Raw genomic sequence first — 23,152 nt, 5'->3', positions numbered from 1 at the left:
CTGCCGCCTTAACCCGGCGGCAGCCTGTTTGCGATGGCCGGCGGTAGTGCGCGCAACACCAGCCGGCGAAGCGGCATCCAGCCGGTGCCGATGATCAAGACGATCGCGCCGACGACAATCAGCGTCGTGAAGATGTAGGTGTTGACCGTGGCGCTTCCCTGCCGGAAGACGCTGAAGATCGCAACGCCGAGCGACAGCAGTCCCGAAGTGACAAAGGCCCGCCGGTCGATGACCAAGCCGATCAGCATCAGCACCGCCACCGTCGCGACGACCACCGGCGTCCGGGCCGACATGTTCGCCAGGTCGAAGATACGGCCGCCTTCTCCGAAAGACATGAGGGAAACAGTGCTATAGAGCAGCGCCGGCGCCGCGCCGAGATGCAGCCAGAACGCAATATCCGAACGCGTAGTCCGGCGCAGCCGGTCGCCGAAATCGAAATAGAGCGCCGTGGCGAAGAGGCCGAGCGAGCAAAGAAGAGAGATCGCCGCCAGCAGGGCAACATGATCGACGAAAAATTCCGGATTGCCGCTTATCCATTGTACGAGACGCAACAACAGGGTGAGTGCCAAGGCAAGCGCCGACATAATGGCAAGCGCCAGCGACAAGGGCACGCGATAGCGGGCATAGTAGACGCCGAGAAGGATCGGAAAGCCGGCAACGAATTGCGTCAGCCCCGCGCCGATTTCGGAGGTCCACGGCGTGAAAACGCGGGACATCAGCAAGAATGTCCAGCAGAATAGGGCGATCGTCAGGCCGACGGCCGGCAAAGCGAGCCGCTGGCGGCGCACCAGGATTTCCGAAAGCACCAGGATCGCGGGCGGCACGGCATAAAGCGGCGCAAGGCCCCAGAGGCCGACGAGCGCCACGACGACGCCGATGGTGATCAGCACGTCGTGAAACCCGCGCACGAAGCGCGGTGTCTCCGTATCAGACCAAGCCTGCTCTTCGGCTGCCTGTGCAGGCTGTGGCTCAATGACAGCCACGCCACGCTCGGTCAGAAACGGCAGAAGCCGCCCGCCCGCCTCCGGCGAAATCAGCCCCTGGCGCGCTGCCTCGTCGAGTATCGACCTCAGATCAGTCATGCCGGTTTATCTCCCCGGAATCATTGAGCCCACGCGGATGCTATTGTAAGCATTGTGCGCTTGATATGGCGGAGGAGCGAATGTCGGCAGAAAAGCTAGCCTTCGAGGATTTCGAACCCGGTCGCCGCTTTCCCCTCGGCCCGAAACCGGTGAGCGCCGAGGAAATCGTCGAATTCGCGCGGGAATTCGACCCGCAGCCGATGCATCTCGACGAGGCTGCTGGCCGCGCCAGCATTCTCGGCGGCCTCGCCGCCTCCGGCTGGCATACGTCCGCGATGCTGATGCGGATGATGGCCGACAGCTACATCCTACATGCGCTTTGCGAGGGTGCGCCGGGCATCGACCTGATGGAATGGCGAAAGCCGGTGCTGTCAGGCGATACGCTGCAGGGTCAATCGACCGTGCTCGAAGCCCGGCCGATGCGCTCGCGCCCCGGCATGGGCATCGTCAAGTTCCGCCACGAGGTGGAAAACCAGCGCGGCGAACTCGTCTGCCTCTCGGAAAATTCGGTCATGATCCGCATGCGCCCGGAGATTGCAACATGAGAATGTCCGAACTTTACCCCATCGGTGAAAAGGCCGAGATCGGCAGCTACACCTTCACCGAGGAAAACATCATCAGTTTCGCCGAGCGCTACGATCCGCAGCGTTTCCACGTCGACAAGGCAGCAGCCAAGGATACCATGTTCGGCGGCCTTTGCGCGTCGGGCTGGCACACCACCGCCGGCTGGATGCGAACCTTCCTCGCCTTCTGGAAAAGCCAGAGCGTCGCGCTTACGCAAAGGGGCCTGAAGGCGCCGAATCTCGGCCCTTCGCCGGGCTTCCAGAAACTGCAATGGCTGCGGCCGATCTTTCCGGGCGACGTCGTGACCTATTCCGTCGCCCTCCTCTCCAGCCGGCCGCTCGCATCCCGGCCGGGCTGGCACCTCAACACCATTCTCTGCGAGGGCGTCAATCAGAACGGCGAAGCCGTCATGCGCTTCGAAAGCGGCGTCTTGGAATTCGACTGACGCCGCAAGAGCAATGCCGGGTCAGTGGCCGGAGAATTCGACCAGCGTGTGCACGACGACGCCGAGCTCTTCCAGCTTCTTGCGGCCGCCAAGGTCCGGCAGATCGATAACGAAGCAGGCGCCGACCACCTCGGCGCCGATCTGCCGCAACAGCTTGGTAGCACCCACCGCAGTACCGCCGGTGGCGATCAGGTCATCGACGAGGATCACCTTCTCACCAGGCTGCACCGCATCGCGATGCATCTCCATTTCGTCGACGCCATATTCCAGGCTGTAGGCGATGCGCACTGTATCGTGCGGCAACTTGCCCTTTTTGCGGATCGGTACGAAGCCGGAGGAAAGCTGGTGCGCCACCGCGCCGCCGAGGATGAAGCCGCGCGCCTCCATGCCGGCAATCTTGTCGATCTTCGTGCCGGCATAGGGCTGCACGAGTTCATCGACCGCTCGGCGGAAAGCGCGGGGATTGCCGAGCAGCGTGGTGATGTCGCGAAAGATGATGCCCGGCTTGGGATAGTCGGGAATGGAGCGGATGCTTGCAGCAAGCTCCGAAGTCATATTCTTGTCCATGGAAAGTCCATATCTGCGAGCGCTTTAAATCGGCCGCACCCTATCAATTGCCAGGGGCGGAACCAACAAAAAAGGCGGCCGAGGCCGCCTTTTGAATGTTGATCGGGAGCGCTCAATGTTCCTTATTGGCATAGACCGAGCGCTTCGTCAGGTAGATCAGCACCGTGAAGATCGCCAGGAAGACCATGACCATGAAACCGGTGCGCTTGCGCTCCTCGAGGTGCGGCTCGGCAGCCCACATCAGGAAGGACGAGACGTCCTTGGAATACTGGTCGACGGTCTGCGGCGCGCCGTCGTCATAGGTCACCTGGCCGTCCGAGAGCGGCTTCGGCATGGCGAGGACGGCGGCAGCATGGAAATACGGGTTGTAATGTCCGCCCTGCGGCACCTGGAAACCGGCCGGTGGTTCTTCGTAGCCGGTCAGCAGCGCGTGGATGTAATCCGGGCCGTTCTCCTGATACTGCGTGAAGATGTCGAAGACGAATTGCGGGAAGCCGCGCTCGACTTCGCGGGCCTTGGCGATCAGCGAAAAGTCAGGCGGAGCCGCGCCGTTGTTGGAAGCGGCAGCCGCCTCCGCATTGGCGAAAGGCGCCGGGAAGTGGTCGGAAGGGACCGCCTTGCGGGTAAACATCTCGCCGGCCGCGTTCGGCCCGTCCTGGACTTCGTAGTTCGCGGCGAAAGCCTTCACCTGCGCCTCGTTATAGCCGAGCTCGTCGAGCATGCGGAAAGGCACGAGGTTCATCGAATGGCAGGCGGAACAGACTTCGGTGTAAACCTTGAGGCCGCGCTGAAGCTGAGCCTTGTCGTAATGGCCGAACGGACCGGCAAAAGTCCATTCCTCCTCCTTCGGCTCCTTCAGCGGATAGTGCGGCGTCGCACCTTCCTCGTGATGGGCAGGTGCTGCTCCATTGGCGGGCGTCGCTTCCTGGGCCAAGGCTGCGCTGCCGAGAACGGCAGCGACTGCGAGCGAAAGAATGCTTGCAACAAGCGTTTTCATATTTCTGTTTCCTTCCGCCGCTCGCTTACGCATTGGCCGCTGCACTGGCAGCAACTGTCTTGTTGCGCTTTTCGAGCACCGCTTCGGTGATCGAGTTCGGGATGCGGCGCGGTGTTTCCACCAGGCCGAGAACTGGCATCGCGACCAGGAAGAAAGCAAAGTAAAGAAGCGTGCAGATCTGTGAAATCGTCGTGAACAGGCCTTCCGCCGGTTGTGAGCCGAGCCAGCCGAGGATGATCGCATTGATCACGAACAGCCAGAAGAACAGCTTGTACCAGGGACGGTAGACGGCCGAGCGGACCTTGGAGGTGTCGAGCCAGGGCAGGAAGAACAGCACGATGATCGCGCCGAACATGACGAGCACGCCGCCGAGCTTGGAGTCGATCGGGCCGACGTTGAAGGTGATCGAGCGCAGCATCGCGTAGAACGGCAGGAAGTACCATTCCGGAACGATGTGGGCCGGCGTCTTCAACGGGTCTGCCGGGATATAGTTGTCGGCATGGCCGAGAAAGTTCGGCAGGTAAAAGACGAAATAGGCATAGACCAGCAGGAAGACGGAGACGCCGAGCGCATCCTTCATCGTCGCATAAGGCGTGAAGCGCACCGTGTCCGTCTTCGTCTTAACCTCGATGCCGGTCGGGTTCGTCTGGCCGGTGACGTGCAGCGCCCAGATGTGCAGGACGACGACGCCGGCGATCATGAAGGGCAGCAGGTAGTGCAGCGAGAAGAAGCGGTTCAGCGTCGGCTGATCGACGGCGAAGCCGCCAAGCAGGAACTGCTGGATCCATTCGCCGACCAGTGGGAAGGCTGAGAAGAAGCCGGTGATGACGGTCGCGCCCCAGAAGGACATCTGGCCCCAGGGCAGAACATAGCCCATGAAGCCGGTCGCCATCATCAGGAGGTAGATGACGACGCCGAGAATCCAGAGGATTTCGCGCGGCGCTTTGTAAGAACCGTAATAGAGGCCGCGGGCAATGTGCAGGTAAACGGCGACGAAGAAGAAGGAAGCGCCGTTGGCATGCATATAGCGCAGCAGCCAGCCGTGGTTGACGTCACGCATGATCTTTTCAACAGAGTTGAAAGCAAGCGACGTGTCGGCGGCATAATGCATGGCGAGCGTAACGCCTGTCAGGATCTGTACGATCAGCATGACGGCGAGCATGGCACCGAAGGTATAGGCATAGTTAAGGTTTCTGGGAACCGGATATGCAATGAAGCTGTCATAGACCATGCGCGGCAAAGGCAGGCGCGCATCGACCCATTTCTCAAGGCCGGTTGATGGCTCGTAGCTGGAATGGCCACTCATTAATCAGTCTCCCCTCAACCGATCTTGATCTTGGTATCGGATATAAATGAAAAGGTCGGAATCGCCAGATTCTGCGGCGCGGGACCCTTACGAATGCGGCCGGCCGTATCGTAGACCGAGCCATGGCAGGGACAGAACCAACCATTATATTCGCCGGCCTGGCCGAGCGGAACGCAGCCGAGATGGGTGCAGGTGCCGATCATGACGATCCAGTTTTCTTTGTCCTTGCCGCCTGAACGGTCAACACCCGTTGCCTGGGCCTCGGGCGGCAGGTTGGCATTGCGGGCGACCGGATCCTTGAGATCCGCCAGCGGAACATCGGCGGCAGCCTTCACTTCTTCAGGCGTACGGTTACGAATGAAGATCGGCTTGCCGCGCCACTTGACCGTCAATGACATGCCGGGCTCGAGGCTCGCGACATCGACTTCGATGGAGGCCAGCGCCAGCGTCGACGCATCCGGTCGCATCTGGTCGACGAACGGCCAGGCAACCGAGACGGCGCCGACAGCGCCCGCCATACCAGTGGTGAGATAAAGGAAATCACGGCGAGTAGGCTCTGTCGAAGCCTCGCTTGTCGTTACGTGTTCGCTCACGGCCTAACCATCCTCTGCGCAAATATTGCGGAATTCCGCCCTGCCCCCTCTGCCGGCGAATCGATCTGGACACAATTCGGCCATAGATTCCCCGGCAATCCGGCGCGTTCTAAGCTTGATCGCAAATTATGTCCAGCCTTGGCAAGGGGACGAGGGCACAATGTCGCGGGAATTTCCGATGAATTTTTTAAGGCAAACACGAGCTTGCCCTCATGTTGCATTGCAACAAAAAAGCCACCGTGATAGGCGCAGTCGCAGCCAAGCCAGCGAGCCGGACCGGAGCGGATGAGAGACACGATTTTTTGCGTATTCAGCGTTCTCACCACCCTCGTCCTCGCTATCGTCTCGCTGCGGTATGTCACCGATTTTTATCTGCTCTCCTTCTTTTACAGCTTCCAGGTCCACTTGGCCGTTGCCGCGGCAGCCGCCTCCGTTGCGGCCCTTCTCGTCAAACGGCACTGGTATGCGCTGCTGACGCTCGGCGTATCCGTCGTCCTTGCCGTCCATGGCGTCGTGATGATGCGCGAGTTCGTCGAGCCGGCTGTCGATCAAAACCGTCCGGCCCTCTTCAAGCTGATGTCCTTCAATATCGAGAATGATAATTTCGCCAATGGCGCCGATATCGCCGACATGGCGATCGCCTCAGGCGCCGACGTCGTCAGCATCCTGGAGGCCGAGCCGCTGCTGCCGGAACTGCCTCGGCTCTTGAAGACTTATCCCTATTATATCGGCTGCGGAGTCGGCATGCAGGAATGCGACACGCTGGTGCTGTCGAAGCGCCCGCTCATCGAACCCCGCATCCGCAATCTCGGACTGCTCTGGCGCAACCGGCTGACGATCTCGACGATCGATTTCGACGGTCAGAAGGTCAATTTCCTCGCCGCGCACCTGACCAAACCCTATTACGACGAATTCCACGGCCTGGAAATCGAAGATCTCGCGGAAATTATTCCGTCCCTGCCGGGGCCACTCGTCCTTGCCGGCGATTTCAACACGTCGATTCTGGCGCCCGACGTGCAGTATCTGATGCGCAGCCAAGGGCTGGGCACGGTCTCGCTGGAGCCGGCGACATGGCCGATCGCAGCAGGCGCCTTCGGCATTCCGATTGATCACGTTTTCAGCCGGGCGCCTCTGCGGCTGAAATCGGTCCGCCGCATCGAGAACAGCTTCGGTTCAAATCATTTTGGCCTCATGGCGGAATTCGCCGTCGACCCTTGAGACCGCGTCGCCGTCCGCCGCGAGGAACCCGCCGGACTGGCGCGCCCAGAGCTCGGCATAGAGCCCGCCGCGGCGAAGCAGTTGATCATGGCTACCCTCCTCGATGATGCGGCCGAGATCGACGACGATCAACCGGTCGAGTGCTGCAATCGTCGATAGCCGATGGGCGATCGCAAGCACGGTCTTGCCCTCCATGATCCGGTGGAGATTGGACTGGATCGCTTCCTCCACTTCCGAATCGAGCGCCGACGTCGCTTCGTCGAGGACGAGGATCGGCGCGTCCTTCAGCATGACGCGGGCAATGGCGATGCGCTGCCGCTGGCCGCCTGACAGTTTGACACCGCGTTCGCCAACATGCGCATCGAAGCCTCTGCGCCCCTGCTGATCCTGCAGACGCTCGATGAAGTCGATGGCTTCGGCGCGTATGGCTGCTTCGACCAACCGCTCCTCACCGGCATCTGGCCGTCCGAACAGGATATTGTCGCGCACCGAACGATGCAGCAGCGAGGTGTCCTGGCTGACGACGCCGATCTGCATTCTGAGCGATTCCTGCGTCACGGCTGCAATATCCTGGCCGTCGATGAGAATGCGCCCGTCCTGAATGTCGTAGAGGCGCAGCAGCAGGTTCATCAGTGTGGACTTGCCCGCGCCCGAACGACCGACGATCCCGACCTTTTCGCCGGGATGGATTGTCAGGGAGAAATTCTCGACGACCGGCAGGTGACCCTTGCCGTAGCGGAAGGAAACATTGTCGAAACGGATGCCGGGCTGCCGGATCACCAGGCTCTTCGCATCCGGCCGATCGACGAGCCCCAGCGGTTGAGAGATCGAGCTCGGCGGCGTTCTGGATGGTGCCGAGATTGCGCATGATGCCATTGAACTGCGTCATCAGCCGCCCGAGCAGAAAATTCAGCCTGAGCACCAGCGCCAGCGAGAAGGCCACGGCTCCGGAGCTTACCATGCCGCGCAGCCAGAGATCGACGCTCAGCCCCGCCATCGTCACGATCATCAGGCCGGAGAGCAGCGCCATCGAGGCCCTGACCCCGGTGATGAAGCGCGTGAAGCGCAGCACCGTATCCTGATAGATATCGAAGCCCTGCCGCATATAGCGGTCGCTTTCCTCGTCGCGGGCAAACAGCTTCAGCGTCTGCATGTTGCTGTAGGAATCGACCATCCGCCCGTTCAGCATCGATCCGGCCTCCGCCGTTTCGCGGGAATGCTGGCGGATCCTCGGAACGAAATGGCGGGCAAGCAGGCTGAAGGCGCCAAGCCAGAACAACACTACGGCGGCAAGGGAAAAGTCCAGCCGGGCGACGAGCACGAGCGTCGTCACGGCATAAATGCCGACGAACCAGACGCTTTCCATCAGCGAAGTGACGAGATCTCCGGTCGCCTGCCCGGCCGACCAGACCTTGGTAACGATGCGCCCGGAGAAATCGCTCTGGAAGAACGATAAAGACTGCCTGGAGACATGGAGATAGGATTGCCAACGTGCTAGATTATAGAAGCCCGGCGTGATCACCTGCTGATCCACGAGCGCGATCAGGAAGGCGACGACGAAACGCACGAGCCCGATGAGAGCGAGCATGCCGAACAGCTCGCCGCCATGGGCCGCCAGAAGACCGCTCCAGCCGGCGCCGGGCGTGATACTGCCGAGGATATCGACCAGCCGGCCGACGAACCAGAAAAGTGCCGCCTCGATTGCCGCCGATGTGCCGCCGAGAACGAGCATGGCGACGAAGGGCATCTTCGCCTGGCCGATATAGAACCGGATGAATCCGAGCGTCGAGCCCGGCGGCTGAAGGTTGGCGCGCGGACGGAACGGATCGATCCAGGTTTCGAACAGGCGAAGGATGGGGCGCAGGAACATGGAAGCGATATAGGCGGATTGGGAGGAGCGGCAAAGGGAATGAAAAGCGGACTCAACCTTATATTTTGGTAATGATCGATAACATCGGCGGCATCGCCATTGATTACCCCCGAACCGGTCACAATCTGACGATACGATCGCGCTTCACCGGAGAGAAGGCCCATGGAAACGAAAATGCTCGATGCGCATATTCCGCTTCCGCTCGCGGAAAGGCTCGACGCCCTCGCGCTCGACCTGGCATTGCCGCGCGACGTAATTGTTACCGAGGCCGTTACCGCCTGGCTCGACCACGAGGAGCGCCGCCGCATCGCCACGCTGCGCACACTCGCCGCCGCCAACACCATCATCCTCGTCGAACATGACCGCGTGATCGACTGGGCCGACAGTCTGTGAATAGATAGCGCGGCCGCCAGCAGTCCGCAGCACCGCTGGCAGCCACACTGTAAAGCCAGGATAGGAATTACCGGCCCTCCCCGCCTCCGCCGGGAGGGCCCTTTATCATTCCGCCGCCACTTCCGCTTCCTCGGCGTGATCGGAGAGGAAGCCGCCGGACTGGCGGTTCCAGAGGTCGGCGTAGATGCCGCCGCTCTCGATCAGTTCGCTGTGTGAGCCGGCCTCGATGATCCGGCCCTTGTCGAGCACGATCAGCCGGTCCATCTCCGTCAGTGTCGACAGCCGGTGGGCAATCGCGATCACCGTCTTGCCCTCCATTAGGGCGAAGAGGTTTTCCTGGATAGCCGCCTCGACTTCGGAATCGAGCGCCGAGGTTGCCTCGTCGAGCACCAGGATCGGCGCGTCCTTCAGGAAGACGCGGGCGATCGCGATGCGCTGCCGCTGACCGCCGGAGAGCTTGACGCCGCGTTCGCCGACCTGCGCATCAAGCCCTTGGCGGCCCTGCATGTCGACGAGCCCTTCGACGAACTCCCAGGCATTGGCACGCTTGGCAGCCTCGATGATCTCGGCATCCGAGGCGTCGGGTCGGCCATAGGCGATATTGTCGCGAATTGAGCGATGCAGCAGCGAAGTATCCTGCGTCACCACGCCGATCAGCGAGCGCAGGCTTTCCTGCGAGACGCCGGCGACATCCTGCCCGTCGATGGTGATGCGGCCGCCCTCCAAGTCGTAGAAGCGCAGCAGCAGGTTCATCAGCGTCGTCTTGCCGGCTCCGGAGCGCCCGACGAGACCCACCTTCTCGCCTGCCTTAATATCGAGCGACAGGTTGTCGATCACACCCTTGCTCTTGCCATAGTGGAAGCGGATGCGGTCGTAGTGGATCGCGCCCTTCTTTGCCGTCATGGGAGGCGCGTCCGGCTTGTCGACGATGTCGTGCTGTTTGCTCATCATCTCCATGCCGTCATAGACTGTGCCGATATTCTCGAACAGCGCCGAGACTTCCCACATGATCCATTGCGACATGCCGTTGACGCGCATGGCAAGACCGATGGCGATGGCGATGGCGCCGACCGAGATCGCCCCGTTCAACCAGAACCAGATCGACATGCCCGAGACGACGAACAGCGCAACGCAGTTGTTCAGGTAGACGCTGATATGGAAGAGCGTCACCTTGCGCATCTGCTTGTGCACGGTCTGCAGGAACTCGTCCATGCCTTCCTTGGCATAGACCTCCTCCCGGCCGGCATGTGAAAACAGCTTGACGGTGGCGATATTCGTATAGCTGTCGACCACGCGCCCCGTCATCATCGAGCGGGCATCCGCCTGCGCCGCAGCGATCTTGCGAAGCCGGGGCACGAAATAGGAGACGATGCCGATATAGACGGAGAGCCAGACGAGGATCGGGATCATCAGCCGCCAATCGGCAGCCGCGATGACGATGATCATCGTCAGGAAGTACGTCACGACATAGACGAAGACGTCAAGGATCTTCATCACCGTCTCACGCACGGCGAGCGAGGTCTGCATCACCTTGGTCGCCACACGCCCGGCAAACTCGTTGGCGAAGAAGGTCATGCTGTGGCGCAGCAGGAAGCGATGCATCTGCCAGCGGGCGCTCATGGGATAATTGCCGAGCAGCATCTGGTGCATGATGAGGGAATCCAGGCCCGCCGTCAGAGGCAGGCCGATCAGCACCAGCGCCGCCATCCAGAAAAGCTTGTGGCCTTCCGTCTGCAGGAAGGTGGCGCGGTCGGCATTCGTCAGCCAGTCGACGATATCGCCGAGGAACTGGAAGAGCGCCACTTCGCCGACGGCGATCAGCGCCGTCAGCACGGCCATCAGGCAGAGCCACGGCGCTGCCGGCTTGCTGTAGTGCCAGCAAAAGGCAAAAAGACCCTTTGGCGGAGCGACGGGCTCCTCGCTCGGAAAGGGATTGAGTCGCTGTTCGAACCAGCCAAACATGAAATTGCTCCGAAACGTCAGCGTTTCGGCTCCCGGCTTCGCGCCATCCCGGCGTTACGCAAGCACATATGGGAACCGAACGTTCAAGGGGCGAGGCTGAAGCAGCCGCACAATGGATCAAAAGGGGATTCAAGAAGAAAAGCGCTCTAGCGGCGCCATGTCGCCCTAATCGGCATCACGGCGGGAAAGCGCATATCGAGCAAAATATTCATGACGGCCCTCCCTGCTGGCGATTAAAGATGTGCATGGATAACGCGAAAATGGCGAAATTTCCAGCCCTATAATGGCGTAAATTGAACGTTTCTCGGCCAAAACGCGCAGTTGCGGCGAAATGGCAGTTGCTTTAGGTCTTGCCCGTTCTAGCGAAATAAGCAGCGTGTGATGACCGACCTCAGATTGGCACTCTACCAGCCGGATATAGCAGGCAATACCGGCACGATCCTGCGTCTTGCCGCCTGCCTCGGCTTTGCGGTCGATCTGATCGAGCCCGCCGGCTTCGACGTTTCCGATCGCAACCTGAAACGATCCGGCATGGATTATATCGCCGCCGCCGCGCTGACCCGCCATGTCAACTGGGACCGCTTCGAGGCGTGGCGCGCCACGACCGGCCGCCGCCTGATCCTCGCCTCGACCAAGGCGGCCGATCGCTACACCGATCTGGTCTTCCGTTCGGACGACATCCTGCTTTTCGGGCGCGAAAGCGCCGGGGTGCCGGATCATGTGCACGATAGAGCCAATGCCCGCATCCTGATCCCGATGGTCGGCGGACAGCGCTCCATCAACGTCGCCGTCTCGGCTGCCATGATCGTCGGCGAAGCGATGCGCCAGACGGTCTGGGCATAACTGTATCGGTTCGACGCCACGACTATCAGCTCCCGAATATGTCGCAAAACGACGTTGCCAATCCGCCAAAGCGGCGTATATTTATTAGCCGGGCAATCAAAAAGATCGCATTGCTCCTACGATTCCAAGCGGTTGGAACAGCCCAAATCTCGTTAGCTTCGCCTCTTTGGAAGGAAGAATAAAAACAAGAAAATGGATTCCACAATTATCATGATCAACCTGTTCGGTGCCGTGGCATTGCTGCTGTTCGGACTTGCGCAGGTGAAGGACGGTGTGTCCAGGGCCTTCGGCGCACGGCTGAGAACGGGGTTGGCGACCGGCACGCGTGGCGGTTTCCGTTCCTTCCTGTCCGGTCTCGTCGCGACTATTGCACTGCAGAGCTCCACGGCGACGGCGCTGATGACCGCGTCCTTCGTCGAGCGCGATCTGATCAGGCCGCGCATGGCGCAGATCGTCTTGCTCGGCGCCAATGTCGGCACTGCGATCACCGCCTGGATCGTCGCCACCGGCATCGAATGGCTCTCGCCCCTCCTGATCCTGGCCGGCATCGTGCTTTACCGCGGCCGCTCCAGCACCCGCCAGGGCGGCGGCGCAGCGCTGATCGGCATCGGGCTGATGCTGCTGTCGCTGCATCTGCTCGGCCTCGCGACGGAACCGATGCGCGCCTCCCCCGCTCTCGCCGCCTTTATCGGCCTGCTGGACGGCGCGCTGCCCGTAGCGCTGCTCTTCTCGGCGGCCCTTGCCTTCCTCTCCTCATCGAGCCTGGCAGTGGTGGTGCTTATCCTGTCGCTCGCCTCAGCGGGCCTCGTCTCGGCTGAACTCGTCATCGTGCTCGTGCTCGGCGCCAACCTCGGCGGTGCGATCCCGCCCGTTATCGCGACATTGTCCGGCCCGGTTTCGGCGCGGCGCGTCACCCTCGGCAATCTCGCAGTGCGCGCGTTCGGATGCTTCATCGCCCTACCGCTGGCGGGTTATGGCGCCGAACTCATCCAGATGCTGCCCTTTGGTCCGGCCAAGCTTCCGGTCGACGCGCATCTCGCCTTCAACCTTCTGCTCGCAGCACTCGCCTGGCCTTTTTCCCGGCCGCTGGCCACCCTGATGGCTCGGCTGGTGCCGGATCAGCCGGAGCCTGACAACGCCCCGAAATATCTCGATGCGCAGGAGCTTTCGACACCCGTCATCGCGCTCACCAGCGCGACCCGCGAAGTGCTCGGCGTCGGCGACCTCATCGAGCGCATGCTGGTCAGGGTCTCAGAAGCCTTCGAACAGAACGATTCCGGCAAACTTGCTGAAATCCCCGCGCTCGAGGAGCGCGTCGACCGGCTGCAGCAGGCGGTGAAGATCTATCTCTCGAAGCTCGGCCGCGAAGGTCTCAGCGACGAAAACGCCCGCCGCTCAATCGTCGTAATCGACTACGCGATCAATCTCGAACATATGGGCGACATTATCGAGAAAGGCTTGCGGGAAGAGGTGGCGAAGAAGATCTCGCTCGGCCTGAAATTTTCCGACGACGGCCATCAGGAACTGCGCAAGCTGTTCGATCTGACGATCGACAATCTGCGCGTCGCCCAGACGATCTTCGTCACTCGCGATTTCAATCTGGCGCGGCAGATGATGGAGGTAAAGGTCGAAGTGCGCCGGATGGAGAAGCAGTCGGCCGAGCGCCATCTCGAACGCTTGCGCGACGGCCGCGCCGACAGCCTGCAGACGAGCTCGCTGCATCTCGACATGCTGCGCGACCTGAAGCGCATCAATGCCCACATCGTCTCGGTGGCGCATCCGATCATGGATGAGAGCGGCCTCTTGATCGAAAGTCGCGTGCGGCCGGCGGCTGAGTGACGATCAATCGGCCGAAGGCAGGCGGCGCATGGTGAATTCGATCTGGTCGCCGTCGAGCTGACGCCAGCTTTCCACCTCGGTCCAGTAGGCGGCTTTCGGATATTCGTCGAACCATTCGCGCGCCTTGGCGCGTGCATCGAGAAGGCCGAGGCAATATGTCTCACGCACGAAATGGTCTTTCCGCCGGGAGGACGTTTCCGCCCGATGTCTCGCTATCCTGCGCTTCAGGCCGTCGAAGGACGGAGGCCCTGGAACTTTTTTCATCAAACCTACCTCTTCGGAAAAGGTAGTATCGAAATTCGGGATTTGCGAGTCGAATCTTGGAAGCGCGTGGGCGTGCCGCCTTGGCTTGGCGAGACGCGGGGCCACCTGCTAAACGGGGCGGGTAATCGAGAATGAGCGAGTCGCTTCCTATGCAGATGCCGACCGCCGGAGGCGCGACATGGAAAGACCGGAACTGCCGATCGGCTTGCCTGAGGATATCGAAGAGAAGAAGGCCGCCGCCCGCAACTGGTTCGAAGGACTGCGCGATACGATCTGCGCCTCCTTTGAAGCCCTCGAAGACGAGCTGGAAGGCCCGCTCTCCGATCAGGAGCCCGGCCGCTTCACCGCCAAGGACTGGTCGCGCGAAAACGGCGCCGGCGGCGGTGGCCGCATGTCGATGATGGAAGGCCGGGTCTTCGAGAAGGTCGGCGTCCACACCTCCACCGTTCACGGCGAATTCTCCCCGGACTTCCGGGCGCAGATACCCGGCGCCAAGGACGATCCGCGTTTCTGGGCCTCGGGCATTTCGCTCATCGCCCATCCCGTCAATCCCAACGTTCCGGCCGTGCATATGAACACCCGTATGGTGGTCACCACCAGCCGCTGGTTCGGCGGTGGCGCCGACCTGACGCCGGTTCTGTCGCGCCGCCGCACCCAGGAGGACGAGGACAGCCAGCTCTTCCACAAGGCGATGGAGATCGCATGCCGCAATCATGCCGTCGCCGATTACGATGCCTACAAAGCCTGGTGCGACGAATATTTTTTCCTGAAGCATCGCAACGAGGCCCGCGGCATTGGCGGCATTTTCTATGACTGGCTGTATTCGAGCGAGGATGCCGGCGGCTGGGACGCCGATTTCGCCTTCACCCGCGATGTCGGCCGGGCGTTCGCCATGGTCTATCCGAAAATCGTCCGGTCCAACTTCAATAAGCTGTGGACAGAGGCCGATCGCGACGAACAATTGATCCGCCGGGGCCGCTACGTCGAATTCAATCTGCTGTATGATCGCGGTACGATCTTCGGCCTGAAGACCGGCGGCAACGTTGAATCCATTCTCTCGTCCTTGCCCCCCGTCGTCCGCTGGCCATGAGACTGTGATATCTCGTCGATAAATTCGAGTTGATTGACCTTCACGAAAATTAAGCGCGTCCTAACTTTATATGTATGTGCGTAACAATCGGAGGAGGATTGTCATGACGATACAAAGTGGTTCGCCTGCGTCCACGGATGTCCAGGAAACATCCCGCACAATCGACACATCCGAGTTTCTGACACGCATCGCCGAGAAATTGCGGGCCAAGAGCGGCTCGGATCTGCCGCTGTCCTGCTTCATCGAGCAGGTCAAGCTGCAGCTGGCCGGCGGAAAATCCCCGGAACAGCTGCAGAACGAAGCAGCGGCCGCCAATAGCAACATGCCCGGCCAGCTTTCGGATACCTACAAAGCCTGGGCGATGCCCGACTGACACGGCCTCTACTGGCCGGCATATCGATGCCGGCCGGAACCTTCCCTCCCCCGCACATTCATAAATCGCGTGAGAAGCGCGATCGTCTTTGTGTTTTAAACAGAGGAGAAGACCATGCGACTTTTCGAATGCGGCACTCTCGTCCCGGGCTGCGCCTGGCATACACGGGCGGATAGCGACGCCGAGGTGGTCCGCCGCGCCGTCGAGCACCTGAAAAATGCTCACGGCGAAACCACGATCCGCGAGAACATGGTGGATAATATCAAGTCTCGCATCCGAGACGAGGTCAACGCAGCCTGATTATTGCACTCGTTCCTGCAGCCGGGCGAGCAGCGCCGCCCGGTCGGAAACGAAATTTTCTTCCACCCACTGGTTTTCCAGGCCGGCAAGCAGCTCACCGACGCGCGGGCCGGACGGAATTCCCGCAGACATCACGTCGCCGCCGTTCAGCGGAAATTGCGGCTTCTTCCAGTTCGCGGCCTGATCCAGGAGCTTGGTGAGCCGGGCGGACCGCGCCATTTCGTCGAAATCCCCTTCAGCCTTGCCCCGCGCAACGCCGAGCGCCAGCTTCAGCCGCGTCGTGATGCCGTCGGCACCGTTGCGGTAGAGCAACCGTTCGAAGGCGGCCGACGACATGTCGTCATTGACAGGTGCTGCCATTGCCCAGGCCTTGAGGAAAGCCGCTTCCGCGTTCGCAAGCTTGAGCCGGGCTGCCAGTGCCTCCAGCCGCGCCGCATCGGGCGGCACGATCGCCGCAAGCCGCAGCAGCGGATCCGGCGTCCAGCCGAGCGCCTTTTCAGTGGCGACCAGCGAAGGGATCGCATCGATCCCCCATTTTTCCGATTCCGGCAGGATTTCCGTCAGCACTGCCACCTGCCGCATCCAGAGCAGCGCCCGGCCGGGATCGGCAGCACCGAGCAGCTTGCGCAGCTCCGACCAGACCCGCTCCGCCGACAGCGTCTTCAGCTTCGAACGCGCCGCCGAACACGCCTTCAGTCCCTCGGCATCCGGGCGTCCGGAGCCGTAATAGGCAAAGAAGCGGAAGAAGCGCAGGATGCGCAGATGATCTTCCGCAATACGCTTTGCCGCGTCACCGATGAAGCGGATGTTACGTCTCTCGATATCGGCAAGCCCGCCGACCAGATCCACCACCTCGCCTTTGGCATCGGCATAAAGCGCATTGATGGTCAGATCCCGCCGCTCGGCATCGGCCTTCCAATCGGTGCTGAAGGCAACCTTTGCGTGGCGGCCGTCGGTCTCGACGTCGGTGCGAAGCGTCGTCACTTCGAAAGGCTTGCCATCAATGACGAGCGTCACCGTGCCGTGCTGCAGGCCCGTCGGCACCGCCTTGATACCGGCCGCGCCCGCCCGATCCATCACCACCTCCGGCCTGAGCGTGGTGGCGATGTCAATATCGCTGACCGGCAGGTCCATCAGGCTGTTGCGCACCGCGCCGCCGACCACCCGCGCTTCTCCGCCCTCGGCCCCACCATTGGCATTGAGGAGTTCCAGGATGCGGCCGAGCGCCGGGTCGCGGAACCATGCTTGGTCGGCAACACCGGTCATGCATAAAGTCTTTCGTAAAGCGTGCGGACGATGCCGGCGGTGATGCCCCAGATCATTCTGGTTTCATAGGGCATCCGGTAGAAATGCCGGTCGACGCCGTCGACGACACGCCTGTCGCGGGCATGGTTAGCAGGGTCCATCAGGAAAGAAAGCGGCACCTCGAACACGTCGGCCACCTCGGCCGGGTTCAGCGTCAGTGCGAAGCCCGGCGAGACGACGCCGAGGACCGGTGTGATGCGAAAGCCGGTCGAGGCAAGATAATTCGGCAGCCGCCCGACGGTCTCGACGAAGGAACCGGAAAGACCGATCTCCTCTTCCGTCTCGCGGATTGCCGCCATCTCAGGTGAGATATCGGCCGGATCGATCGAACCGCCGGGAAAAGCGATCTGCCCGGAATGTTTGCGCAGCGTCGCCGTTCGCTTGGTAAAGATCACGTGCGCCTCGTCACCGGCATCGACGACGGGCACGAGCACGGCCGCGTCGCGCAGCTTGAAGGTCTCAACCTCGGCGACGATATCCGGATTGAGGACATGATCACCGTGATCGCGCCAGGCATGGTCGACCGGTCCGCCATTCTGGTTGAGCGCGCGGCGGCGGAATTCGGCTGCGGAGAACAGCGGATAACGGTGGGTGATCGCATCATTCATCGGCAAAGAGCATCCAGTTCGTCGGCCGGCATGACAGGAAAAACCTCGCCAGAGGAGCGGATCGCAAACATCGCCCGTCCCTGCACGTCGAGAATCTCGCCAAGCGCGACCAGTTCATACATCACCGCACGCGACACCAGCGCCTCCAGCCGCCCGCGCACATGCAGATAGGGTTTAAGTTCGGCGTTGCCGTCCGCAATGGCAAAGCGCAGCCGATGCTGTCCTCCCGCCTCCACGACATCGCCGACATTGGTTCGCAATGTCAGCACCTGTTTACCCTCCCGATCCGTCACACTCATCTCCACGGCAATGAAGGGAGCGTCGGCGACCCTGATCCCGACCTTTTCCACAGGAGTTACAAGATAGGTCTTCTCATCTTCGTCCTTGCGCAAAACCGTCGAAAACAGCCGCACCAGCGCCGGCCGGCCGATCGGCGTGCCCATGTAGAACCAAGTGCCGTCGGCTCTGATCTCCATATCGATATCGCCGCAGAAAGGCGGATTCCACCGCTCGACCGGCGGTAAGCCGCGTTTTTTTCCGCCGCTTTCGTCAGAGGCGCGCGAAATCATGGCGGCAAGTCCTGCCGCATCCGCCTGTCCGCTGATTTCCTCGGCTGCCATTCTTCCGTCCCGGTTTGTCCTTAACGAAGTGATGTCACGAGATAGTCATTCGCAACGAACTTGTCAGCCCGTCACATCTCCATAACTCTATCGAGTATGAGGCACATGTATAAGTCCGCCGATTCGCTGCCGAATGATTTCAGCCGTTGGAGATGCCTATGGGTATGATGAAGACCGAAGCCAGCCTCGATGAAAAGGCAATCGTCGCCGCCGCCGAAAAGGCGCTCTCCGATATCGCCGCCATCCGCGGAGAGGTCTCGAAGGTGATCTTCGGTCAGGAAAGCGTCGTCGAGAACACCATTCTCGCCGTGCTCTCCGGTGGTCATGCCCTGCTCGTCGGCGTTCCCGGCCTTGCCAAGACCAGACTGGTGACGACACTCGGCGAAGTCCTCGGCCTCGCCGCCAACCGCATCCAGTTCACGCCCGACCTGATGCCCTCGGATATTCTCGGGTCCGAGGTGATGGATCAGGACGACAGTGGACGCCGGTCTTTCCGCTTCGTCAAGGGTCCTGTCTTCGCTCAGCTACTGATGGCCGACGAGATCAACCGCGCCTCGCCGCGGACCCAGTCGGCGCTTCTGCAAGCCATGCAGGAATATCACATCACGATCGCCGGCCAGCGTTATGACCTGCCGGCGCCCTTCCATGTGCTCGCCACCCAGAACCCGCTCGAGCAGGAAGGCACCTATCCCCTGCCCGAAGCCCAGCTCGACCGTTTTCTGCTGCAGGTCGACGTCAACTATCCCGAGCTCGCCGCCGAACGCCAGATCCTGCTCGAGACGACGGGTCTGGGAGAAACCCGGCCGGCAGCCGTCATCGACGCGCAGCGGCTGATCGAGATCCAGACGCTGGTGCGTCAGATGCCGGTGAGCGACACGGTCGTCGACGCCATCCTGGCGCTGGTGCGGTCCGCCCGCCCCGGCCAGGGCAATGCATCGACCGACAAGAACGTCGCCTGGGGTCCGGGTCCTCGCGCCGGCCAGGCGATGATGCTTTGCGCCCGTGCCCGGGCGCTCTATGAAGGCCGCCTGGCGCCCTCGCTCGACGATATTTTTGCGCTGGCCGAACCCATTCTCCAGCACCGTATGGCGCTGACATTCGCCGCCCGCGCCGAAGGCATGTCGGTGCGCGACGTCATCGCCGGACTGGTCAAGCAGGCAAAGGGATAAGGAAGCCGGACGCGTGGCATCTATCGGACAGATCGTCAATCCGACGTCAGGCAGCGATGCCCTTTCCCGCGCCAGGCAGCGGGCCGCCCTGGTGCCGGACTGCCTGGTGGAAGCCAAGCGCATCGCCAATACGGTGATCGCCGGCTGGCATGGCCGCCGCAAGCGCGGCATCGGCGAAAATTTCTGGCAGTTCCGTCCCTATGCCGAGGGCGAAAGCCTGTCGCGCATCGATTGGCGCCGCTCCGCCCGCGACGATCATACCTATGTGCGCGAGCGCGAATGGGAAGCGGCCCACACGATCTGGCTCTGGTGCGACATGTCGCCCTCGATGATGTACAAGTCGAGCTATGGCAGCGTCTCCAAGGAAAGTCGCGCGCTGGTCGTCATGCTGGCGCTGGCCGAGATACTCGCCCGCTCCGGCGAGCGTATCGGCTGCCCCGGCATCATGGATCCCGCCTCCACCCGCAATGCCGCCGAGCGTCTTGCGGCCGCGCTCATGCACACGCCGCTGACCGGCGGTCTGCCTGAAACGGCAATGATTCGCGGCTGGAGCGACCTCGTCCTCATCGGCGATTTCCTCGATGATGCACCGGCGATCATGGAACGCCTCGGCCCGCTTGCCCGCCGCGGCCTGCGCGGCCACGTGGTCGAGATATCGGATCCCGCCGAGGAAATATTCCCCTATAGCGGCCGCACCGAATTCACCGATCCGGAGAGCGGCGCCAAGCTCATCTCCGGCCGCGCCGAACACATCCGCGAAGCCTATCGCAATGCCTACCTCGCCCGCAGGGACAGCCTCGGCCAGTCGCTGCGCCATCTCGGCTGGACCTTTGCGACGCACCGCACCGATCATCTTGCCTCGGAGGCGCTGGTCGCGGTGCACATGTACCTTTCCGGCATGCCGGCCAAGGCAACGCATGGAGGGCAGCTGTGAACGCCCTTCCTTTCGCTTTCGCCTTTCCCGCCATTCTGGGCGCACTCGTCGCCTTGCCGGTCATCTGGTGGCTGCTGCGGCTGACGCCGCCGCGGCCGAAGACCGAGGTCTTCCCGCCGCTGAAAATCCTCGCCTCCGTTTTGAAGCGCGAGGAGACGCCGGCGCAGAGCCCGTGGTGGCTGACGCTGCTGCGCATGCTGCTCGCCGCCACCGTCATTCTTGCGATCGCCGATCCGGTCTTCAATCCGCGCACCAGTTCGCTCGCCTCAGGCGGCCCGCTCGTCCTCTTCGTCGACAACAGCTGGGCGGCGGCCCCAGACTGGGAGCGCCGCATCCAGACGGCCGACGCGTTGATAGACGACGCCGAATCCGCCGGCACGCCGGTGTCGATCGCCTTCACCGCCGATCCGACCAACAACGCCGTTCCAGGCACCGCCGCGGCCGCCCGCGACAAGCTGCGCGCCGCCGAGCCGCGACCGCTGGTGCCGGACCGCGAGCGCGCCTTCCAGGCGCTGCGCGCGGCGTTGAACGGCGTCAAACCCGGGACCCTCGCCTTCCTGACCGACGGCGCCGCTGTCAAGGCCAACGACGCGACGGTGCAAAGGCTCGCGGAACTCCAGCCCGCCGATCTCCGCCTGATCGAGGGCGATGCCGAACGGACGGTCGCCATCACCGCGGCCAACAATGCGGCCGATGCCATGACCGTCAAGGTCACACGGCTTAACAGTTCGCGCGCCGCATCCGTGGCGCTGAATGCGGTCGATACCCAGGGGCGCTCGATTGCCAACGGCAGGGTGGATTTCCGCCCCGGCCAGAGCGTGGCGACAAGTTCGATCACCGCCCCCTTCGAAATGCGCAACGATTTCGCCCGCGTCAGCGTCGACAACGGCGCAACGGCCGGCGCCGTTCACCTGCTCGACGATGCATTCAAGCGCCGCCGTGTTGTCTTGCTGTCTGGTGAAGGCGGGGATGAGTTCCAGCCGCTGCTCTCGCCGCTCTATTATATCCAGCGGGCGCTGCAGCCCTATGCGGATCTGATCCAGCCCAGCGATTCCGACCTTTCGGTCGCCATACCGAAACTTCTCGCCAGCAATCCCTCCATCATTATCATGGCCGATATCGGCCGTCTGCCTGAAGAAACCTACGAACCGCTGACGCGCTGGATATCGAATGGTGGCATGCTGCTGCGTTTTGCCGGTCCGCGCATGGCCGCAGCCCCTGCCGATGATCCGCTGATCCCCGTCATCCTGCGCCAGGGAGAGCGGGCGCTGGGCGGCACATTGTCCTGGAGCGAGCCGCAGTCGCTCGCCGAATTTCCGAGTTTCGGGCCTTTCGCCGGCATAGCGCGTCCCGTTGATGTCGTCGTCAAGCGGCAGGTGCTTGCCGAACCGACGCCCGATCTTGCCGAACGCACCTGGGCGAGCCTGGCTGACGGCACGCCGCTGGTGACGATGAAGCAGCTCGCATCCGGACAGATCGTCCTGTTTCATGTGACCGCGGAAGCGACCTGGTCCGATCTGCCGATCTCGGGCACTTTCGTCGACATGCTGCGCCACCTCCTGCAAATATCGCGCTCGGGCGGCGTCACGTCGGAGGCGCGCGGCAATGCGCGTATCTCCGAAACCCTGCCGCCATTCCGGATGCTGACGGCCAAGGGCACGCTCGTCTCCGAGACGGGCGCGGCGCGACCCCTCATTCCACAGGCCGGAGCCGAACCGACGGCGAATTTCGACAACCCGCCCGGGCTCTACGGTTCGGAAGACGGTTTCACCTCCCTGAACGTATTGCCTGAGGACGCCGAACTGACGCCGCTCGACACAACCGGGACCAATGCCGTGCGCGAAGGCCTGATTGGTGGCGAGAGCTGGTCGGCAAAGCCCGTGCTTTTCTCGCAGCCTTTCTGCTGCTGCTGGCCGACAGTCTGGTCGTCCTTTTCATGAACGGCGCGTTCTCACGATTGCGCCCGGCTGCCCGCACAGCGGCGATGATCGCCATTGCGGTCAGTGTCGGCTTCCTCGTGCAACCCGGCATGCTTCATGCCGATGAACTCGCAGCCCGGCGACGACCTCATTCTCCAGAGGCTCGACAATACGCATCTCGCCTATGTCGTCACCGGCGAACGGGACGTGGACGAGATATCCGAGCGCGGACTCGAGGGCCTTACCCAGTTCCTGACGTTCCGCACGACGCTGGAGCCGGCGCCGCCCGTCGGCATCGACCCCACCAAAGATGAACTCGCCTTCTATCCGATCATCTACTGGCCGGTTTCGGCAACGGCGCCGATGCCGCCGTCGGCGGCGATCAGCCGCATCGACGCCTATATGCGCAATGGCGGCACCGTGCTTTTCGATACGCGCGATCAGATTAGCGCCCTGGACAATGGCGGCAATATCAGCGCCAACGGCCAGAGGCTGCAGGCAATCCTCGCCAATCTCGACATTCCGCCGCTGGAACCGGTGCCATCGGACCACGTGCTGACGAAATCCTTCTATCTCCTGTCGAGCTTTCCCGGCCGTTACACCGGCAGCCCGCTTTGGATCGAGGCTCGGCAGGGTGGCCGCGAAGCGACCGAAAAATCGGCTGCGACGGCCGACGGCGTTTCGCCGATCCTGATCACCGGCAATGATTTCGCCGGCGCCTGGGCAGTCGACGATAACGGCGTGCCGATGCTGCCGACCGTGCCGTCCGATGAAGCGCAGCGCGAATATGCCTACCGTGCCGGTGTCAACATCATGATGTATATGCTGACCGGCAACTACAAGACCGACCAGGTCCATGTTCCCGACCTTCTCGAACGGTTAGGACAGTGA

The 23,152-nt window shown here is 62.1% G+C and carries 21 protein-coding genes and 2 pseudogenes; 12 read left to right on the top strand and 11 right to left on the bottom strand.

The window, feature by feature from the left end; translation table 11 throughout:
• Nucleotides 1-8: 8 nt before the first annotated feature.
• The gene (locus tag MF410_RS03015; protein ID WP_097626695.1) at nucleotides 9-1,082 is read right to left on the bottom strand and encodes a hypothetical protein; all 1,074 of its coding nucleotides are present in this window, start codon (nucleotides 1,080-1,082) and stop codon (nucleotides 9-11) included.
• Between the two features lie 80 nt (nucleotides 1,083-1,162).
• Here MF410_RS03015 and MF410_RS03010 point away from each other — a divergent pair, with 80 nt between their 5' ends.
• Together MF410_RS03010 and MF410_RS03005 are read left to right on the top strand one after the other, a co-directional pair.
• On the top strand, nucleotides 1,163-1,627 hold the full coding sequence (locus MF410_RS03010; RefSeq protein WP_097626693.1) for a MaoC family dehydratase: 465 nt from the start codon (nucleotides 1,163-1,165) through the stop codon (nucleotides 1,625-1,627).
• Nucleotides 1,624-2,091, top strand: coding sequence for a MaoC family dehydratase (locus MF410_RS03005; protein WP_097626691.1), 468 nt, complete (start codon nucleotides 1,624-1,626; stop codon nucleotides 2,089-2,091). Before MF410_RS03010 ends, MF410_RS03005 begins: the two co-directional genes overlap by 4 nt.
• A gap of 21 nt (nucleotides 2,092-2,112) precedes the next feature.
• Here the strand turns inward: MF410_RS03005 and MF410_RS03000 are convergent, their stop codons facing one another.
• The 4 genes from MF410_RS03000 to petA all read right to left on the bottom strand — a co-directional run bounded on the left by MF410_RS03000 (nucleotide 2,113) and on the right by petA (nucleotide 5,554).
• Nucleotides 2,113-2,658 carry an adenine phosphoribosyltransferase gene (locus tag MF410_RS03000; RefSeq protein WP_049736186.1) on the bottom strand — a complete coding sequence of 182 codons (546 nt, stop codon included), beginning with the start codon at nucleotides 2,656-2,658 and terminating at the stop codon, nucleotides 2,113-2,115.
• Between the two features lie 112 nt (nucleotides 2,659-2,770).
• The gene (locus tag MF410_RS02995; RefSeq protein ID WP_003593065.1) at nucleotides 2,771-3,655 is read right to left on the bottom strand and encodes a cytochrome c1; all 885 of its coding nucleotides are present in this window, start codon (nucleotides 3,653-3,655) and stop codon (nucleotides 2,771-2,773) included.
• Between the two features lie 25 nt (nucleotides 3,656-3,680).
• Nucleotides 3,681-4,961 carry a cytochrome b N-terminal domain-containing protein gene (locus MF410_RS02990; RefSeq protein WP_097626689.1) on the bottom strand — a complete coding sequence of 427 codons (1,281 nt, stop codon included), beginning with the start codon at nucleotides 4,959-4,961 and terminating at the stop codon, nucleotides 3,681-3,683.
• 14 nt (nucleotides 4,962-4,975) lie between these two features.
• Nucleotides 4,976-5,554 carry a ubiquinol-cytochrome c reductase iron-sulfur subunit gene (gene petA, locus MF410_RS02985; protein WP_097626687.1) on the bottom strand — a complete coding sequence of 193 codons (579 nt, stop codon included), beginning with the start codon at nucleotides 5,552-5,554 and terminating at the stop codon, nucleotides 4,976-4,978.
• Nucleotides 5,555-5,839: 285 nt separating this feature from the next.
• Between petA and MF410_RS02980 the strand changes: the two genes are divergently transcribed.
• Nucleotides 5,840-6,772, top strand: a complete 933-nt coding sequence (locus MF410_RS02980; RefSeq protein WP_131711512.1) for an endonuclease/exonuclease/phosphatase family protein — start codon at nucleotides 5,840-5,842, stop codon at nucleotides 6,770-6,772.
• Here MF410_RS02980 and MF410_RS02975 read toward each other — a convergent pair.
• Nucleotides 6,728-8,642: pseudogene (locus MF410_RS02975) on the bottom strand (ABC transporter ATP-binding protein). The gene MF410_RS02980 and the pseudogene MF410_RS02975 sit on opposite strands and share 45 nt — an antisense overlap.
• 162 nt (nucleotides 8,643-8,804) lie before the next feature.
• On the opposite strand from MF410_RS02975, the gene MF410_RS02970 reads away from it, so the two are divergent.
• Nucleotides 8,805-9,035 (top strand): CopG family transcriptional regulator, encoded by a 231-nt coding sequence (locus MF410_RS02970; protein WP_097626681.1) that lies wholly within the window; start codon nucleotides 8,805-8,807, stop codon nucleotides 9,033-9,035.
• A gap of 105 nt (nucleotides 9,036-9,140) precedes the next feature.
• Here MF410_RS02970 and MF410_RS02965 read toward each other — a convergent pair whose 3' ends face one another.
• Nucleotides 9,141-10,997: an ABC transporter ATP-binding protein gene (locus MF410_RS02965; protein WP_239620158.1), complete on the bottom strand. Its 1,857-nt coding sequence runs from the start codon at nucleotides 10,995-10,997 to the stop codon at nucleotides 9,141-9,143.
• Between the two features lie 381 nt (nucleotides 10,998-11,378).
• Between MF410_RS02965 and MF410_RS02960 the strand changes: the two genes are divergently transcribed.
• Nucleotides 11,379-11,840, top strand: coding sequence for a tRNA (cytidine(34)-2'-O)-methyltransferase (locus tag MF410_RS02960; protein WP_097626677.1), 462 nt, complete (start codon nucleotides 11,379-11,381; stop codon nucleotides 11,838-11,840).
• Nucleotides 11,841-12,032: 192 nt separating this feature from the next.
• A complete protein-coding gene (locus MF410_RS02955; protein WP_131711510.1) occupies nucleotides 12,033-13,679 on the top strand; it encodes a Na/Pi cotransporter family protein in 1,647 nt (548 codons plus the stop codon).
• A 3-nt stretch (nucleotides 13,680-13,682) separates the two neighbouring features.
• Here the strand turns inward: MF410_RS02955 and MF410_RS02950 are convergent, their stop codons facing one another.
• Nucleotides 13,683-13,943, bottom strand: a complete 261-nt coding sequence (locus MF410_RS02950) for a hypothetical protein (protein WP_003565536.1) — start codon at nucleotides 13,941-13,943, stop codon at nucleotides 13,683-13,685.
• Between the two features lie 178 nt (nucleotides 13,944-14,121).
• On the opposite strand from MF410_RS02950, the gene hemF reads away from it, so the two are divergent.
• The 3 genes from hemF (at nucleotide 14,122) to MF410_RS02935 (ending at nucleotide 15,706) form a co-directional block, all read left to right on the top strand.
• Nucleotides 14,122-15,033 (top strand): oxygen-dependent coproporphyrinogen oxidase, encoded by a 912-nt coding sequence (gene hemF / locus MF410_RS02945; RefSeq protein ID WP_097626673.1) that lies wholly within the window; start codon nucleotides 14,122-14,124, stop codon nucleotides 15,031-15,033.
• A 103-nt stretch (nucleotides 15,034-15,136) separates the two neighbouring features.
• Nucleotides 15,137-15,406 carry a hypothetical protein gene (locus MF410_RS02940; RefSeq protein ID WP_064840017.1) on the top strand — a complete coding sequence of 90 codons (270 nt, stop codon included), beginning with the start codon at nucleotides 15,137-15,139 and terminating at the stop codon, nucleotides 15,404-15,406.
• A 114-nt stretch (nucleotides 15,407-15,520) separates the two neighbouring features.
• On the top strand, nucleotides 15,521-15,706 hold the full coding sequence (locus tag MF410_RS02935) for a DUF1059 domain-containing protein (RefSeq protein ID WP_003593041.1): 186 nt from the start codon (nucleotides 15,521-15,523) through the stop codon (nucleotides 15,704-15,706).
• On the opposite strand, the gene MF410_RS02930 is transcribed toward MF410_RS02935, so the two are convergent.
• The 3 genes from MF410_RS02930 to MF410_RS02920 are packed head-to-tail and all read right to left on the bottom strand — an operon-like array spanning nucleotide 15,707 to nucleotide 18,239.
• A complete protein-coding gene (locus tag MF410_RS02930; RefSeq protein WP_097626671.1) occupies nucleotides 15,707-16,972 on the bottom strand; it encodes a CCA tRNA nucleotidyltransferase in 1,266 nt (421 codons plus the stop codon).
• Complete coding sequence (locus MF410_RS02925; RefSeq protein WP_097626670.1) at nucleotides 16,969-17,619, bottom strand: CoA pyrophosphatase; 651 nt, start codon at nucleotides 17,617-17,619, stop codon at nucleotides 16,969-16,971. The genes MF410_RS02930 and MF410_RS02925 overlap by 4 nt, the downstream gene beginning before the upstream one ends.
• Complete coding sequence (locus tag MF410_RS02920; RefSeq protein ID WP_097626668.1) at nucleotides 17,616-18,239, bottom strand: DUF1285 domain-containing protein; 624 nt, start codon at nucleotides 18,237-18,239, stop codon at nucleotides 17,616-17,618. The genes MF410_RS02925 and MF410_RS02920 overlap by 4 nt, the downstream gene beginning before the upstream one ends.
• Nucleotides 18,240-18,397: 158 nt before the next feature.
• Between MF410_RS02920 and MF410_RS02915 the strand changes: the two genes are divergently transcribed.
• The 3 genes and pseudogenes from MF410_RS02915 (at nucleotide 18,398) to MF410_RS02905 (ending at nucleotide 23,152) form a co-directional block, all read left to right on the top strand.
• Entirely contained in the window at nucleotides 18,398-19,408 is a 1,011-nt protein-coding gene (locus tag MF410_RS02915; protein ID WP_003593035.1) for a MoxR family ATPase, read from the top strand.
• Between the two features lie 13 nt (nucleotides 19,409-19,421).
• Nucleotides 19,422-20,342: a DUF58 domain-containing protein gene (locus tag MF410_RS02910; protein WP_097626666.1), complete on the top strand. Its 921-nt coding sequence runs from the start codon at nucleotides 19,422-19,424 to the stop codon at nucleotides 20,340-20,342.
• Nucleotides 20,339-23,152, top strand: a pseudogene (locus MF410_RS02905) (DUF4159 domain-containing protein). The gene MF410_RS02910 and the pseudogene MF410_RS02905 overlap by 4 nt, the downstream one beginning before the upstream one ends.

Source organism: Rhizobium sp. C104, assembly GCF_022354505.1.
Classification (GTDB): domain Bacteria; phylum Pseudomonadota; class Alphaproteobacteria; order Rhizobiales; family Rhizobiaceae; genus Rhizobium; species Rhizobium redzepovicii.
This window is presented reverse-complemented; position numbering and strand designations above follow the sequence as displayed.